General features: G+C 74.5%; 14 protein-coding genes. 11 read left to right on the forward strand and 3 right to left on the reverse strand.

Annotated elements, in window-relative coordinates; translation table 11 throughout:
- The first annotated feature begins 106 nt into the window (after nucleotides 1-106).
- The 3 genes from H9X71_RS04300 to H9X71_RS04310 are packed head-to-tail and all read left to right on the forward strand — an operon-like array spanning nucleotide 107 to nucleotide 2,795.
- On the forward strand, nucleotides 107-1,582 hold the full coding sequence (locus H9X71_RS04300; protein ID WP_191148482.1) for an NAD-dependent succinate-semialdehyde dehydrogenase: 1,476 nt from the start codon (nucleotides 107-109) through the stop codon (nucleotides 1,580-1,582).
- The gene (locus tag H9X71_RS04305; RefSeq protein WP_191148483.1) at nucleotides 1,582-2,400 is read left to right on the forward strand and encodes a TrmH family RNA methyltransferase; all 819 of its coding nucleotides are present in this window, start codon (nucleotides 1,582-1,584) and stop codon (nucleotides 2,398-2,400) included. The genes H9X71_RS04300 and H9X71_RS04305 overlap by 1 nt, the downstream gene beginning before the upstream one ends.
- A 26-nt stretch (nucleotides 2,401-2,426) precedes the next feature.
- Nucleotides 2,427-2,795, forward strand: a complete 369-nt coding sequence (locus tag H9X71_RS04310; protein ID WP_191148484.1) for a DUF2834 domain-containing protein — start codon at nucleotides 2,427-2,429, stop codon at nucleotides 2,793-2,795.
- A 59-nt stretch (nucleotides 2,796-2,854) separates the two neighbouring features.
- Here the strand turns inward: H9X71_RS04310 and H9X71_RS04315 are convergent, their stop codons facing one another.
- Nucleotides 2,855-4,849, reverse strand: coding sequence for an ABC transporter ATP-binding protein (locus H9X71_RS04315; RefSeq protein ID WP_244961782.1), 1,995 nt, complete (start codon nucleotides 4,847-4,849; stop codon nucleotides 2,855-2,857).
- Nucleotides 4,850-5,109: 260 nt separating this feature from the next.
- On the opposite strand from H9X71_RS04315, the gene H9X71_RS04320 reads away from it, so the two are divergent.
- From H9X71_RS04320 to H9X71_RS04330, 3 genes are read left to right on the forward strand one after another with little or no spacing between them, the layout of a single operon-like run.
- A complete protein-coding gene (locus H9X71_RS04320; protein WP_045529116.1) occupies nucleotides 5,110-6,036 on the forward strand; it encodes an ABC transporter ATP-binding protein in 927 nt (308 codons plus the stop codon).
- Nucleotides 6,033-6,920 carry an ABC transporter permease gene (locus H9X71_RS04325; protein WP_191148485.1) on the forward strand — a complete coding sequence of 296 codons (888 nt, stop codon included), beginning with the start codon at nucleotides 6,033-6,035 and terminating at the stop codon, nucleotides 6,918-6,920. Before H9X71_RS04320 ends, H9X71_RS04325 begins: the two co-directional genes overlap by 4 nt.
- Nucleotides 6,917-7,759 (forward strand): ABC transporter permease, encoded by an 843-nt coding sequence (locus H9X71_RS04330; RefSeq protein WP_191148486.1) that lies wholly within the window; start codon nucleotides 6,917-6,919, stop codon nucleotides 7,757-7,759. The genes H9X71_RS04325 and H9X71_RS04330 overlap by 4 nt, the downstream gene beginning before the upstream one ends.
- Here the strand turns inward: H9X71_RS04330 and H9X71_RS04335 are convergent.
- Nucleotides 7,722-9,053 (reverse strand): MFS transporter, encoded by a 1,332-nt coding sequence (locus tag H9X71_RS04335; RefSeq protein WP_191148487.1) that lies wholly within the window; start codon nucleotides 9,051-9,053, stop codon nucleotides 7,722-7,724. The genes H9X71_RS04330 and H9X71_RS04335 overlap by 38 nt on opposite strands.
- A gap of 146 nt (nucleotides 9,054-9,199) precedes the next feature.
- On the opposite strand from H9X71_RS04335, the gene H9X71_RS04340 reads away from it, so the two are divergent.
- Complete coding sequence (locus H9X71_RS04340) at nucleotides 9,200-10,024, forward strand: ribokinase (RefSeq protein ID WP_191148488.1); 825 nt, start codon at nucleotides 9,200-9,202, stop codon at nucleotides 10,022-10,024.
- 5 nt (nucleotides 10,025-10,029) lie between these two features.
- On the forward strand, nucleotides 10,030-10,563 hold the full coding sequence (locus H9X71_RS04345; RefSeq protein WP_191148489.1) for a hypothetical protein: 534 nt from the start codon (nucleotides 10,030-10,032) through the stop codon (nucleotides 10,561-10,563).
- Here the strand turns inward: H9X71_RS04345 and H9X71_RS04350 are convergent.
- The gene (locus H9X71_RS04350; protein WP_191148490.1) at nucleotides 10,560-11,099 is read right to left on the reverse strand and encodes a helix-turn-helix transcriptional regulator; all 540 of its coding nucleotides are present in this window, start codon (nucleotides 11,097-11,099) and stop codon (nucleotides 10,560-10,562) included. The two genes, H9X71_RS04345 and H9X71_RS04350, sit on opposite strands and share 4 nt — an antisense overlap.
- A 266-nt stretch (nucleotides 11,100-11,365) precedes the next feature.
- On the opposite strand from H9X71_RS04350, the gene H9X71_RS04355 reads away from it, so the two are divergent.
- The 3 genes from H9X71_RS04355 (at nucleotide 11,366) to H9X71_RS04365 (ending at nucleotide 14,449) form a co-directional block, all read left to right on the forward strand.
- Nucleotides 11,366-12,013 (forward strand): hypothetical protein, encoded by a 648-nt coding sequence (locus H9X71_RS04355; RefSeq protein ID WP_244961785.1) that lies wholly within the window; start codon nucleotides 11,366-11,368, stop codon nucleotides 12,011-12,013.
- Between the two features lie 112 nt (nucleotides 12,014-12,125).
- Entirely contained in the window at nucleotides 12,126-12,971 is an 846-nt protein-coding gene (locus tag H9X71_RS04360; protein ID WP_191148491.1) for a DUF2382 domain-containing protein, read from the forward strand.
- Nucleotides 12,972-13,180: 209 nt separating this feature from the next.
- Complete coding sequence (locus H9X71_RS04365) at nucleotides 13,181-14,449, forward strand: extracellular solute-binding protein (RefSeq protein ID WP_204568951.1); 1,269 nt, start codon at nucleotides 13,181-13,183, stop codon at nucleotides 14,447-14,449.
- Nucleotide 14,450: the final 1 nt, after the last annotated feature.

Below are 14,450 nucleotides of genomic sequence, written 5' to 3' on the forward strand. Positions count from 1 at the left end.
GCGGTTCCATCGGGGGACGACCCCCACGGCATCGCCCGCGTCCGGTCGGGACCGGCACGACCAGCAGCACGAGCACCAGCAGCACCACAGCAGAAGCGAGGACCCCATGAGCGCATCCACCGAGACCGACCTCCTGTCGGGCACCCCCACCACCCTGCTCATCGGCGGGGAGCGCGTCGACGCCGACGGCGGCGCGACGTTCGAGGTCCGGGATCCGTCGACCGACGAGGTGATCGCACGCGTCGCCGACGCGCGGCCGGCGGACGGCATGCGGGCCCTGGACGCGGCCGTCGACGCCGCCGCGGACTGGGCGGCGACCGCGCCGCGGGTGCGGGGCGAGATCCTCCGTCGGGCCTTCGACCTGCTCCAGGAGCGCAAGGACGAGTTCGCGCTCCTCATGACGCTCGAGATGGGCAAGCCGCTCGCCGAGTCGCTGGGCGAGGTCACGTACGGCGGGGAGTTCCTCCGCTGGTTCTCCGAGGAGGCCGTGCGGATCACCGGCCGCTACGGCGTGAACCCCGAGGGCACCGGCCGCATGATCGTGTCGCAGCACCCCGTAGGCCCGGTCCTCCTCATCACCCCGTGGAACTTCCCGCTCGCGATGGCGACCCGCAAGGTCGCGCCGGCGCTCGCCGCGGGCTGCACCGTGGTCATCAAGCCGGCCGACCTCACGCCGCTCACCACCCTGCGCTTCGCCGAGCTGCTCGCCGAGGCGGGGCTGCCCGCGGGCGTGCTCAACGTGATCCCCACCACCGACGCCGCGGGCGTCACCGGCCCGCTCATCGCCGACCCGCGGCTGCGCAAGCTGAGCTTCACCGGGTCCACGCCCGTCGGCCGCCGGCTCGGGGCGCAGGCGGCCGAGAACGTCCTCCGCGTCTCGCTCGAGCTCGGCGGCAACGCGCCCTTCGTCGTGTTCGCGGACGCGGACCTCGACCGCGCGGTCGACGGCGCGATGGCGGCCAAGTTCCGCAACGTCGGGCAGGCGTGCACGGCCGCGAACCGCTTCATCGTGCAGGCCTCGATCGCCGACGCGTTCGCCGGCCGGCTGCAGGAGCGCATCGACGCGATGCGCATCGGCCGCGGCACCGAGGAGGGCGTCGCCGTCGGCCCGCTCATCGACGGGCGGGCGGTCGACAAGGCCGACCGGCTCGTGCGCGACGCGGTCGAGCGCGGAGCCGACGTGCGCGCGGGCGGCGAGCCCCGCGGCGGCGCCGGCCACTTCTACCCGCCGACGCTGCTCACGGGCGTGGTGGAGGGCAGCGACATCCTGCGCGAGGAGATCTTCGGCCCTGTCGTCGCGATCGTGCCGTTCGACGACGAGGACGACGCCGTGCGCCTCGCCAACGACACCGAGTACGGCCTCGTCTCCTACGTCTTCACGCGGGACCTGGCGCGCGGCCAGCGGATGATCGAGCGCCTCGAGACGGGCATGACCGGCCTCAACATGGGCGTCATCTCCAACGCGGCGGCGCCGTTCGGCGGCGTGAAGCAGTCCGGGCTCGGCCGCGAGGGCGGGCTCGAGGGCATCCACGAGTACCTGAACACGAAGTACACGCTCACGCCCGACCCGTTCGCCGCCTAGTGGCGCACGTCGTCCCGGTCGAGGACCTCGCGGATCCGCGGCTCGCCGACTACAGCCACCGCACCGACGTGGCGCTCCGCAAGGCCGAGGGCGCGGGCCACGGGATCTACCTGGCCGAGTCGGCGCTCGTGCTCGAGCGGGCGCTGCGGGCCGGGCACGCGCCGCGGTCCGTCCTCGCGCTCGGCGGCACCGTGGAGGAGGCGCTCGCGCTCGTCGGCGACCGGGACGTGCCCGTGTTCACCGGCCCGGGGGAGCTGCTCGCGGAGCTCACTGGGTACGTGCTGCACCGGGGTGTGGTCGCGTCGCTCGACCGGCCGCCGCTGCCGTCGGTCGCGTCGCTCCTCCGGGACGCGCGGCGGGTGGTCGTGCTCGAGGACGTCGTGGATCCCACGAACGTCGGCGCGATCTTCCGCTCGGTCGGCGCCATCGGGGCCGACGCGGTGCTCGTCACGCCGCGCTGCACCGATCCGTTCTACCGCCGCGCCATCCGCGTGAGCATGGGCACCGTGCTGCAGGTGCCGTGGACGCGCACGGGGGAGTGGCCGGAGACGCGCCAGGCCCTCGCGGACGCCGGCTTCCACGTGGCGGCGCTCGCGCTCACGTCCGACGCCGTGTCCCTCCGCGACTTCCCGGCGTCCGCGCACGACCGCCTGGCCATCGTGCTCGGCTCCGAGGGGCCCGGGCTCTCGGAGGAGGCGATCCGGTCCGCGGACACGGTCGTGCGGATCCCCATGGCGCACGGGATCGACTCGCTCAACGTGGCCGCGGCCAGCGCGGTCGCGCTCTACGCCCTCACGGCGCCGGCGGCCAGCGCCTAGCCTGGCGTCAGCCCCCAGGAGGTCCCATGCCCGCACGACCCGCACGCCGCCGCCCCACGCGCCTCGCCGTCGTCTACCTCGTGCTCGCGGCCGCCGGCCTCGTGCTCACCTGGTCGGCGAACATCCGCGTCATGACGGAAGGGCGCGACTTCCTCGCCGACCTCGGCGCCGGCGGCCCGGCGGTCTCATCGCTCTCCTGGGACCTGCTGATCGCGGCGGTCGCGAGCGTCACCTTCATCATCGCGGAGGGGCGGCGGCTCCGGATGCGGCGGGTGTGGGTCTACGTGCTGCTCACGCCGCTCGTGGCGTTCGCCGTCGCGCTGCCGCTGTTCCTCGCGGCGCGGGAGATGCACCTGGCCGCGGCGGGGCGCGCGGAGACGACGCAGCGCGCCTGATCGGCGCCGCGCGCCTGAGCGCCGCCGCGTGACGCGAGCGGCGCCGGCGGCCCCGCCGACTACACCAGCAGCTGGTGCTTGGCCAGGTCGCGGTACAGCGGCGTCGAGACGACGAGCTCCGCATGCGTGCCCGTCCCGACCACGCGGCCCTTCTCGACGACGACGATGAGGTCGCTGTCGACGACGGTCGAGAGGCGGTGCGCGATCACGATGAGGGTGCGGTGCTCGGCGACCGCGTCGATCGCCTTGCGGAGGAGCTGCTCGTTGAGGCCGTCGAGGCTGGAGGTCGACTCGTCGAGCAGCAGGATCGGCGGCGCGGAGAGCAGCGTTCGGGCGATGGCGAGGCGCTGGCGCTCGCCGCCGGAGAGCATGATCCCGTCCTCGCCGACGGGCGCGTCGAGGCCGAGCTCGTTGCGCGCGAGCACCTCGGTGAGGTTCACGGCGTGCAGCACCTGGATGCAGTCCTCGTCGGACGCGTCGAACGCGGTGAGGGTGAGGTTCTCGCGGAGCGTGCCGGCGAGGACGGGGGCGTCCTGCTCGACGTAGCCGATCTGGCGGCGGAGGTCCTCACGGTCGAGCGTGCGGATGTCCCGCCCGCCGACGCGCACGACGCCGGAGGTCGGGTCGTAGAAGCGCTCGATGAGGGCGAGGATCGTGCTCTTGCCGGCGCCCGAGGGACCGACGAGCGCGATGCGGGTGCCCCGCTCGGCGCGGAAGCTGACGCCCTGGAGGACGCCGCCGCCCGTGCGGTCGGCGCCGGGGGCCTCGTCGGCGACGGGGGTCGGGTCCACGGCCCCGGCGTCCTCGCCCGCCGCCTCCGCCAGCGCCGCCGCCGGGTACGCGAACCGCACGTCCACGAGCTCCACCGCGGGCGCGTCCGTGAAGTCGGTCGCGGCGGGCGCGTCGTCGCGGATCCGGCCGGCGAGGTCGGCGTCGCCGTCGGTCTCGCCGGGCAGCTTGACGATCTCCTGGATCCGGCCGAGCGCGCCGAGCGCCTGGTTGACCGCGGTCACGGCGCCGAAGGCCTGGCCGAGCGGCATGATCATGAGGAACAGGAACAGGATGAACGCGACGAGGTCGCCCACCGCGATGGCGCCGGACGCGACGCGGAACCCGCCCACGCCGACCACCACGAGGAACGACGCCTGCAGGGCGATGCCCGCGATCGGCACGACCACGGCCGACGCCTTCGCGACCTTGATGCCCATCTCCCACGCGCCCTCGGCGTCCTGCTCGATGGTGCGGATCTCGCGGTCGGTGGCGTTGCTGGCGCGGACGGTGCGGATCGCGCCGATGGCCCGCTCGACGCTCGCGGCCAGGTCGCCGACCTTCCGCTGCGCGCGCTGGCTGGCGATGCGGATCCGCCCGGAGAGCCCCACGACGGCCACGACCGAGACGGCCACGACCAGCACGGTGAGGCCGAGGAGCACGGGGTCGATGATGAACATCGCGATGATGGCGCCGAGGAACGTGACCGCGCCGCCGATCGCCTCGACGAGGCCCTGCGTGAGCACGGCGCGGAGGAGCGTGGTGTCGGAGCCGACGCGGGAGACGAGGTCGCCCGTGCGGCGCGTGTCGAACTCGGAGATGGGCAGGCGGAGGATCCGGCGCACGAGGGTGCGGCGCGACGAGAGGACGATGCCCTCGCCCATCCGCTGCAGCAGGTAGTGCTGGTAGCCGGAGAGGACGCCCGAGACCACGACGAGGCCCACCAGCGCCCACACGAGCGCTCCGAGCGCGCCGCCCTCCTGCACGACGCCCACCACGCGCTGCACGAGCAGCGGCTGGCCGAGGCTCGCGGCCGCCCCCAGCACGCTGAGCACCACGACGAAGGCCATGAGCCCGCGCTGCTCGAGGATGTACGGCAGCAGCTCCGAGAAGCGCGCGCGGGGCCCGTCGTCGGCGGAGTCGCGGCGCGCGAACGGGTTGCGGGAGCGCGGGGCGGCAGCCGGGTCGGCGACGGAGGCGGCGGCGGTCGCGGCGGCGGTCGCGGCGGCTCCCGGAGCGGCGCCCTCGGCCTGACCGGCGGGGGACTCGGGGCGGGCGGTGCTCATGCGTGGTCTCCCGGGTGGTGGGGCGTGGTGGTGCGGCGCGCGGCGGGGCGGAGCGAGCCGGGGTCCGGGGCGAGGACGCCCGGCGGACCGGCCGCATCGCAGCGCCACCAGGACTCTACGCGCCGCCCGCCGCGCATCCGCTCGGAGGAGGGGAGACCCCGGCGGAGGCGCATCGCCGTGCGGCCGCGGCGCGCCGACGCGCACGGCCCCGCATTCCCGCCCATGGTGGAAAAGCGCTCCGCTCCCTAGGCTGGCTGATCGTGCCCACCCCCGTCATCACCGCCGACCGCCTCGTGAAGAAGTACGGCGACCACGTCGCCGTCGACGGCCTCTCCTTCGAGGTCGCGCCCGGGGAGTCCTTCGGGCTGCTCGGCCCGAACGGCGCCGGCAAGTCCACGACCATGCGCATGATCGGCGCGGTCTCCTCGCGCACGGGCGGCTCCCTCGACATCCTCGGGCTCGACCCCGACACGCACGGCCCGGAGATCCGCTCGCAGCTGGGCGTCGTGCCGCAGGCCGACAACCTCGATCTCGAGCTCAAGGCGCGCGACAACCTCATCGTGTACGGCCGCTACTTCGGCCTGCCGCGCAAGCAGGTCGCGGCGCGCGCCGACGAGCTGCTCGAGTTCGCGCAGCTGAGCGACCGGGCGGGCGCCAAGGTCGACGACCTCTCGGGCGGCATGAAGCGGCGCCTCACGATCGCGCGCGCCCTCATCAGCGACCCGCGGATCCTGCTGCTCGACGAGCCGACGACGGGCCTCGACCCGCAGGCCCGCCACATCCTCTGGGACCGCCTCTTCCGCCTCAAGGAGCAGGGCACGACGCTCGTGCTCACCACGCACTACATGGACGAGGCCGAGCAGCTGTGCGACCGGATCGTCGTGGTCGACGAGGGCCGCATCATGGCGGAGGGCTCGCCCGCGTCCCTCATCCGAGACCACTCGAGCCGCGAGGTGCTCGAGGTGCGCTTCGGCTCCGACCGCAACGAGTCCGCGTCACGCGAGATCGCCGGGTACGGCGACCGCGTGGAGGTGCTGCCCGACCGCGTGCTCGTCTACGCGTCCGACGGCGAGGCCGTGCTCAGCCGGATCCTCGAGCAGGGCCTGAAGCCGATCACGACGCTGGTGCGCCGCTCGAGCCTCGAGGACGTCTTCCTCCGCCTCACGGGACGGAGCCTGGTCGAGTGAGCGTCGTCGACCGCAGCGCGGCCGCCGGGGGAGCGGCCGCTGACGGGCCCCGCGACGGCGCCGACGCCCGCGCCCGGGCCCTCGCCGGCGGTGTCCGCCCGCGCCGCTTCGGCGGCTGGTACGCCGCCGAGCACCGGCTCCTCGGGATCCGCGCCTACCTCGGCACCGCGCTCGCCACCGGCCTCGCGAGCCCCTACGTCTACCTCTACGCGCTCGGCGTCGGGCTCGCCACGGTCGTCGACCAGGGCACGGGCGCGAAGCAGGCCCTCGGCGTGAGCTTCCTGGTCTTCGTGGCGCCCGCGCTCCTCGCCACCAGCGCCATGACGGTCGCGAGCGAGGAGTTCAGCTACCCGATCTTCGGGGGGTTCAAGTGGAACCCCGTGTTCCAGGCGATGAACGCGTCGCCGCTCACGCCGGCGCAGATCGTCGACGGCCAGGTCATCGGCGTCGCGATCCGCATGGCGCCCACCTGCATCGCCTACTTCGGCTTCATGCTCCTGTTCGGCGCGGTGCCGCTCGGCACGGGCTTCCTCGCGATCGGCGCCGCCGTGCTCACGGGCATGGCGATCGGCGTGATGCTCATGGCCTACGTCGCCACCCTCACGCAGGACACCGGCCAGATCGCGATGGTGATGCGCTTCGTCATCACCCCGCTCTCGCTGTTCTCGGGCACGTTCTTCCCGCTCACGCAGTTCCCCGTCTGGCTGCAGTGGATCGGCTGGATCTCGCCGCTCTGGCACGGCACCGAGCTCGGTCGGGTCGCCACCTACGGCATGGAGGAGCCGCTCTGGCTCACCGTCGCGCACGTCGCGTACCTGCTGCTGTGGCTCGCGGCGGGCTGGACGCTGGCCCGCCGCGTCGCGACGAGGAGGCTGCGCGCATGACCGGATCCACGATGCCCGCGGACGCCCCCGCGCCGGCCACCCGCCGGAGCCGCGGCGGCCCCCGCGCGCTCTACGCCGGCAACGCCCGCTCGGTGCTCTCCCGCGGCCTCCTCGCCACCCGCAGCACCAACTGGACCGTCGTCCTCTCCGGCTTCTTCGAGCCCGTCTTCTACCTGCTCGCGATGGGGATCGGCCTCGGCTCGCTCGTCGGCGACGTGACCACGAGCACCGGCCAGCCCGTGCCGTACGCCGCGTACATCGCGCCCGCGCTCCTCGCGGTCTCGGCGATGAACGGCGCCGTCTACGACTCGACCTGGAACGTCTTCTTCAAGATGAACCACTCGAAGCTGTACCAGGGCATGCTCGCCACCTCGCTCGGGCCGCTCGACGTGGCCTTCGGCGAGATCTCGCTGGCGCTGCTGCGCGGCGTCGTCTACTCGTCGGGCTTCCTCGTCGTGATGCAGGTGCTCGGCCTCAACCTGTCGTGGTGGGCGATCCTCGCGCTGCCGTCCGTGGTGCTCGTCGCGCTGGCGTTCGCGAGCTTCGGCATGGCCGTGACCAGCTACATGAAGACGTTCCAGCAGATGGACTGGATCAACTTCATCCTGCTGCCCATGTTCCTGTTCTCCGCGACCTTCTACCCGCTGTCGGTGTACCCGGCGTGGATCCAGACGGTCATCCAGGCGCTCCCGCTCTGGCACGCGGTGGAGCTCGTGCGCGGGTTCACGACGGGCGCGCTCTCGATCGCGGTCGTCGGCCACGTGCTCTACTTCGCGGTGATGACGGCCATCGGCCTGGTCTTCACGACGCGGCGGCTGCGGGTCCTCTTCCTCGACTGACGAGGCCCGCGACGAGCGCGAGGCCGGCGCCGCCCATGACGACGGCGGCCGTCGCGACCGCGACCGGGTAGGCGGCGGGCTGCGCGGCCGGGGCGAGGAGCGCGAGCGCCTGCGCCGTCACGACCGTGGCGACCAGCGACGAGCCCGCCTGCACCGTCGCGGCGAGCGACGAGACCCGGCCCATCGTCCCGACGGGCGCCTCCGCCTGCAGGATGGGGCCCTGCGCGACGAGGAACACCGAGAAGACGAGGCCCGCGAGCCCCATGAGGACCGCCGCGGGCAGGAACGCGCGGACGGTCGAGTACGCCGCGTAGGTGGCGCCGAGGGCGACGAGCGCGGCGGGCAGCGCGCGCTCGGGGCGGAGGCGGGCGACCAGCGGGGGCGCGGTGAGGGATCCGACCAGGCCGCCGACCGCGAACATCGCCGTCACCGCGCCGTACTCCGCCGCCGTGAGGCCCATCGTCGTGAGCGCGAGGAGGGCGAGGGTCGCGTTGTTGACGCCGAGGGTGACGCCGTACGCGGCGAGGCCGGCCACGAGGATCCGCAGGCGCGGGGAGGTCCGCACGACGCGGATCCCGGCGGCGAGCTCCGCGCGGAGGCGGGCGCCCGCGGAGGCGACCGTCCCGTGCGCGTCCGCGCCCGCCGGCGCGACCTGCGCCGTCGTCGCCCCGCGCTCGCGCACCGCGAGCACCAGCGCCGCGGACGCGAGGAACGACACCGCGTCCATCACGAGCGCGGGCACCGGCCCGAGGCCCGCGTAGACGGCCGGCCCGATCATGGCCGACAGGATCCCCACCCCCGTGCTCGCGAGGAGCGACCGTCCCGCGGCGTCCGCGCGCCGGTCGGCGGGGACGACCACCTGCACGAGGGCGGCCCGCGCCGGGTCGAAGAGCTGCGAGGCGCAGGCGATGAGCAGCTGCGTGCCGATCACGGCGCCGATGACGACGGGCGCGGGCCCCGTCACGGCGATCACGAGGAGCGGCATGAGCAGGCCGGCGCGCGCGAGGTCGGCGGCGACCATCACCCGGCGTGCGGGCCACCGGTCGACGAGCACCCCGGCGAACGGCGCGAGCACGAGGCGCGGCAGGCTGGTCGCGCCGATGACCGCGCCGATGTAGAGCGGCAGCGCCGGGTCGCCGGGGGCGAGCCCCGTCGCGAGCCAGACCGTGACGGTCGCCGCGAGCACGTACTCGCCGAACGACGAGAGCGCCTGCGCGACCCAGACGAGCGCGAACGAGCGGGAGATGAGCAGGGGGCGTCGCGGGCCGCGCACGCGGGGTCCGGGGTCGGGCACGGGCGTCCTCCGATCGGTCCGCTCCCCACGGTATCGGGCGTGCGCGCGGACCCGCGGGCGGTCCCGGGCGGGCGGATCCGGTCGGTACCCTGGCCGAGAGCGCCACCCGGGCGCGGCCGGCCGCGTGCCGGGGGAGGCAGGTGCCCATGGGCCGCGTCGTGGTGCTCGGATCGCTCAACGTCGACCAGGTGGTGCGCGTCGCGCGGCACCCGCAGCCGGGGGAGACCCTGATGGGATCCGATCCCGAGCGGCTCTGGGGCGGCAAGGGCGCGAACCAGGCCGTCGCCGCGGCGGACGCGGGCGGCGAGGTCGCGATGGTGGGGGCCGTGGGCGACGACGCCGACGGATCCGCGTACCGCGCCCGCCTCGTGGCCCGTGGCATCGACGTCTCCGGGCTCGCCACGGTCGCGGGCGCCACCACGGGCCTCGCGGTCATCGCCGTGGACGCCGACGGCGAGAACACGATCATCGTCGCGCCCGGCGCGAACGGGCGCGTCACCGACGCCCACCTGGATCCGCTCGACGCGCTCGCCGCGGGCGACGTCCTGCTCGCCTCGCTCGAGCTGCCCCTCGACGCCGTCGCGGCGGGCGTCCGCCGCGCGCACGCCGCCGGCGCCCGCGTCGTGCTCAACCTCGCCCCCTTCGCCGAGCTGCCCGCCGATGTGCTCGCGCTCGCCGACCCCGTCGTCGTCAACGAGCACGAGGCCGGCCTGCTGCGCGAGTCCGGGATCCCGGCGCCCGGCTCGCTGCTCGTCACCCTCGGCTCCGAGGGCGCGATGTGGGGCGACGTCGAGGTCCCCGCGTCGAAGGTCTCCCGCGTCGTCGACACGACGGGCGCGGGTGACGCGTTCTGCGGCGCGCTGGCGTCGGCGCTCGCCGCGGGCGCCGATCGCGAGGCCGCCCTGGTCGTGGCCGCCGACGCGGCCGCGGTCGTCGTGCAGCGGCAGGGCGCGCAGCCGGCGGACGACTGATCCCCGTGGCCGACGCGGCGGACGGCCCGGGCGGCCCGGGCCGCGACACCGCGGCCGTCGTCGCGTTCCTCCGCGCGCTCGCGACGCCGCCGTGGCCGCGCGACGCCGCCGAGGCCGAGCGGATGCTCGCGGGCCGGGGCGTGCACCCGACGGGCGAGGTCGACGCGTGGTGCCCGGCCTCCGCGCGGCACGTCCTGTCCGGAGGTCCCGACGCGGTCGCCCACCTGTCGTACGCCACGCACGCGGGCGAGGTCACGAGCGTCGGCTTCATCCTCGCGCGGCACGGCGGCCCGCACGACCCCGCCGTGCGGCGCGACCACGACGACCTCGTCACGGCCCTCACCGCCGCGTTCGGCGCGTCCCGGCGGCCGTTCGACGACCAGCCGAGCCCCCTCCTGTGGGACGTCGGCGAGCTGGAGGCGGGCGTCCAGCTGTTCGACCGCGTCGACAGCAGCGTCATGGCGTGGGTGGATCACCGCGACCGTGCCGCGCGGCAGGAGCGCGCCGCGGGGGAGCCGGGCGGGGCGGAGCCGGCCTAGCCGAGCCGGTCGCGGGATCCATGCGGATCCCGGTCCCGCGACAGCGGGTGCGCCCGGTCGAGGCGCGGGCCGAGGAGGAGCAGGTACGCCGCGTTCGCCAGCAGGTAGCCGCCCGCCCAGTACGCGGGCACGATCGCGATCGCCGGATTCGGCAGCGCATCGGCGGCGATCGCGAGCACGACCGCGAGCGTGACGATCACGCCGAGCCCTGCGTAGAGGGAGCGGGCGCCGTCGCGCACGGCGTCGCGGCGCTCCTGCTGGCGGGCCGTCTCGTCCGCGTCGTGCCGGGGAGGGGCGAGGTCGGCCGCGCGCGTCGTCGGATCCTCTGCTGCCGGATGCGCCGCCGCCGCCGGCGCGCGCAGCTCCCCGACGTCCACCCCGAGCGCCCGCGCGATCAGCGCCTGCGTCTCGAGGCTCGCGTCGTTCCCCGCCTCGATGCGCTGCACCGTGCGCACCGTGATCCCGCTCGCCTCCGCGAGCCGCTCCTGCGTGTACCCGTGCTCGCGCCGCAGCCGCTGCACCCGTGTCCCGTCCATGCCCCCACCCTGTCGGCTCCAGGGCGGGAGCACCACGACGACGACCCGACGAGCGCACGACATCGGCCCGACACGGCGACGCGGGGCCCGGCCGTTCGTTGCGTGTCGCCGACATCCGCGCACGGCTCGCCGATTTGCAACAGGCGGACCGCGCATCCGCTGCGCGATCGGATCGTTAGCCCTCAAACGGATCGTGTGCGCGTAGCGTCCGGAGGACACCGGGACGGACACCTCCGACCCGGAGCCCACGCCACGGAAGGCACCCCATGAGCACCTCGGACACCCCGCGCGACACCCCGCGCGACGACCGCGACACCGCCGCCGTCCCGGCGGGCGAGACCACGTCGCTCCGGCACGACGTCGTCGCGCGCGAGAAGGAGCGCTTCGGCGGCATCAAGTTCGGCTCCGCGTTCTTCGGCTGGCTCGCCGCGACCGGCACGGCCGTGATCCTCACGGCGCTCGTCGCCGCGACCGGCGCCGCCGTCGGCCTCGGCGCGAACGGCGGCGACGCCGGCCAGGCGGCCGCGGACGCGCAGCAGAGCGCGGACACCATCGGCTGGGCCGGCGGCATCGCCCTCCTCGTCGTGATCCTCATCGCGTACTACTGCGGCGGCTACGTCGCGGGCCGCATGGCGCGCTTCGACGGCGCCAAGCAGGGCCTCGCCGTCTGGCTCTGGGCGATCCTCATCGCGATCGTCGTGGCCGTGCTCACCGCCGTCGCGGGATCGCAGTTCGACGTGCTCCGGAACCTGAACGGGTTCCCGCGCATCCCCGTCTCCGAGGGCGACCTCACGATCGCGGGCATCATCACCGCGATCGTCGTCGCCGTCGTCGCGCTCGTCGGCGCGATCCTCGGCGGCCTCGCCGGCATGCGCTTCCACCGACGCGTCGACCGCGCCGGCCTCGGCCGCTGAGCCGACCCCCGACCCGGCGGGCCACCACCCGCCGCCCGCGCCATCCGGCGCACCCGACAGAAGGCACGACCGCCGTCCCCCGGCGGACACCACCACAGGAAGAGAGAGCATCGTGATCGACTCCCACGACATCGGCAGCATCGTCGGCGCCCCCGTGCACGACACCGACGGCGACAAGATCGGCACCGTCGGCCAGGTCTACGTCGACCCGGACACCGACCAGCCCCTCTGGGCGACCGTCAAGACGGGCCTCTTCGGCACGTCCGAGTCCTTCGTCCCGCTCCAGGAGGCCACCTGGGACCGCGAGTCGCTCGTGGTCGGCTACGACAAGGCGAAGGTCAAGGACGCGCCGCGCGTCGAGTCCGACGGCGCCCTCAGCGAGGAGGAGGAGGACAGCCTCTACTCCTACTACGGCATCGGATCCGGATCCGCGTCGACCACCACGACCGGCGCCGGCACGTCGGGCCTCGACGACCAGGACGACCGCGCGGGCGTCCTCGGTGACCGCGGCGTCGACGCCGACCGCGACCGCGACCGCGACGGCATCGTCGGGCACGACACCTCCGGCCCGACGACCGACGACGCCATGACGCGCTCCGAGGAGCAGCTGCACGTCGGCACCGAGCGCCGCGAGACGGGCCGTGCGCGCCTGCGCAAGCACGTCGTCACCGAGGAGCAGACCGTCACGGTCCCCGTCAGCCACGAGGAGGTGCGGCTCGAGCGCGAGCCCATCACGGACGCGAACGTCGGATCGGCGACCGCGGGCCCCGACCTCAGCGACGAGGAGCACGAGGTGATCCTCACCGAGGAGCGCCCCGTGGTCGAGAAGGAGACGGTCCCGGTCGAGCGCGTGAAGCTCGGCACCGAGACCGTCACCGACGAGGAGCGCGTCACCGAGGACGTCCGCCACGAGGAGATCGACGTGGACGGCGACGCGGACGGCACCGTCCGCCGCTGACCCGCAGCACCACCCGCACCACCGCATCACCCGGCGCCCGGCGCGACCTCCAGGTCGCGCCGGGCGCTTCGGCGTGCCCGGAGCCGCCGCGTCCGCCCCCGCCGCTTGCCCCCGCCCGGATGCGCGTGTGATACTCGACGCGCTGCGCTACTTATGCGCATAAGTACCATCCGGCTCGCGACGCGGGCGCTTCGTTCAAGGAGGAACACGTGAAGACATCCATGCGTCTCGGCGCGGTCGCGACCGTGCTGGCGGCCACCGTCGCGCTGACCGGCTGCGGCCGGTCGTCCGACGAGGGAGCAGGCCCCGCCGCCGCGACCACCCTCGGCTCCGGGCCCGCGACCGGCAAGGTCACCATGTGGGCGATGGGCGCCGAGGGCGAGGCCCTGCCCGCGTTCCTGAAGGCCTTCGAGGAGCAGAACCCCGACGTCGAGGTCGACGTCACGGCCATCCCGTGGGACGCCGCGCACAACAAGATCCAGACCGCCATCGCGGGCGGCACCACGCCCGACATCGCGATGATGGGCTCCACGTGGATGGCGGACTTCGCCGACGCGTTCAGCACCGTCCCCACCGACCTCGACGCCAGCGGGTCGTTCCCCGGCGCCCTCGCGACGAACACCGTGGAGGACCGCGCCGCCGGCATCCCGTGGTACGTCGACACCCGTGTGCTCTACTACCGCACCGACCTCGCGGCGAAGGCCGGCTGGACGAGCGCGCCCACGACCTGGGACGAGCTCAAGCAGATGGCGTCCGACATGCGGACGAAGGCCGGCGCCGAGCACGGCATCCGCCTGCCCGCGGGCAACGACGCCTTCCAGGGCACGCTGTGGATGCCGTGGTCGAACGGCGCCGAGATCGCCGACGGCGCGAAGTGGACCCTCGACACCCCGGAGATGCGCGAGGCCTACGAGTACTACGGCAGCTTCTTCGCGGACGGCATCGCCGACCCGGACGTCGACGTCTCCTCCGGCGCGCAGGAGTCCTCGTTCGTCGACGGATCGACGCCCATGCTCATCGAGGGCCCGTTCGAGATCGGCCAGCTGAAGACCGTCGGCGGCGAGGGCTTCGCGTCGAAGTTCACCACCGCGGTGCTGCCGGCGAAGGAGTCGTCGACGTCGTTCAGCGGCGGCGCGAACCTCGTGGTGTTCGACCAGGCGGAGAACCAGGACGCCGCCTGGAAGCTCGCCCGGTGGCTGAACGAGCCGGCCACGCAGGCCGCCTGGTACGCGGCCACGGGTGATCTGCCCGCGTCCCAGGCCGCCTGGCAGGACCCCGCGCTGCAGGGCGACCCCACCCTCGCGGCCTTCGGCGAGCAGCTGAAGACGGCGAAGTCGGTGCCCGTGAGCACGAACTGGGTCAAGGTCGGATCCGCCGCCGACTCGGCGCTCGAGCAGATCCGCCGCGGCACCTCGAGCGTGCCCGATGCGCTCCGGAAGCTGCAGTCGGACGCCGACTCCATCGGCTCGGCGGAGTAGC

This window comes from Clavibacter zhangzhiyongii (assembly GCF_014775655.1).
In the GTDB taxonomy this organism is placed as follows: Bacteria; Actinomycetota; Actinomycetes; order Actinomycetales; family Microbacteriaceae; genus Clavibacter; species Clavibacter zhangzhiyongii.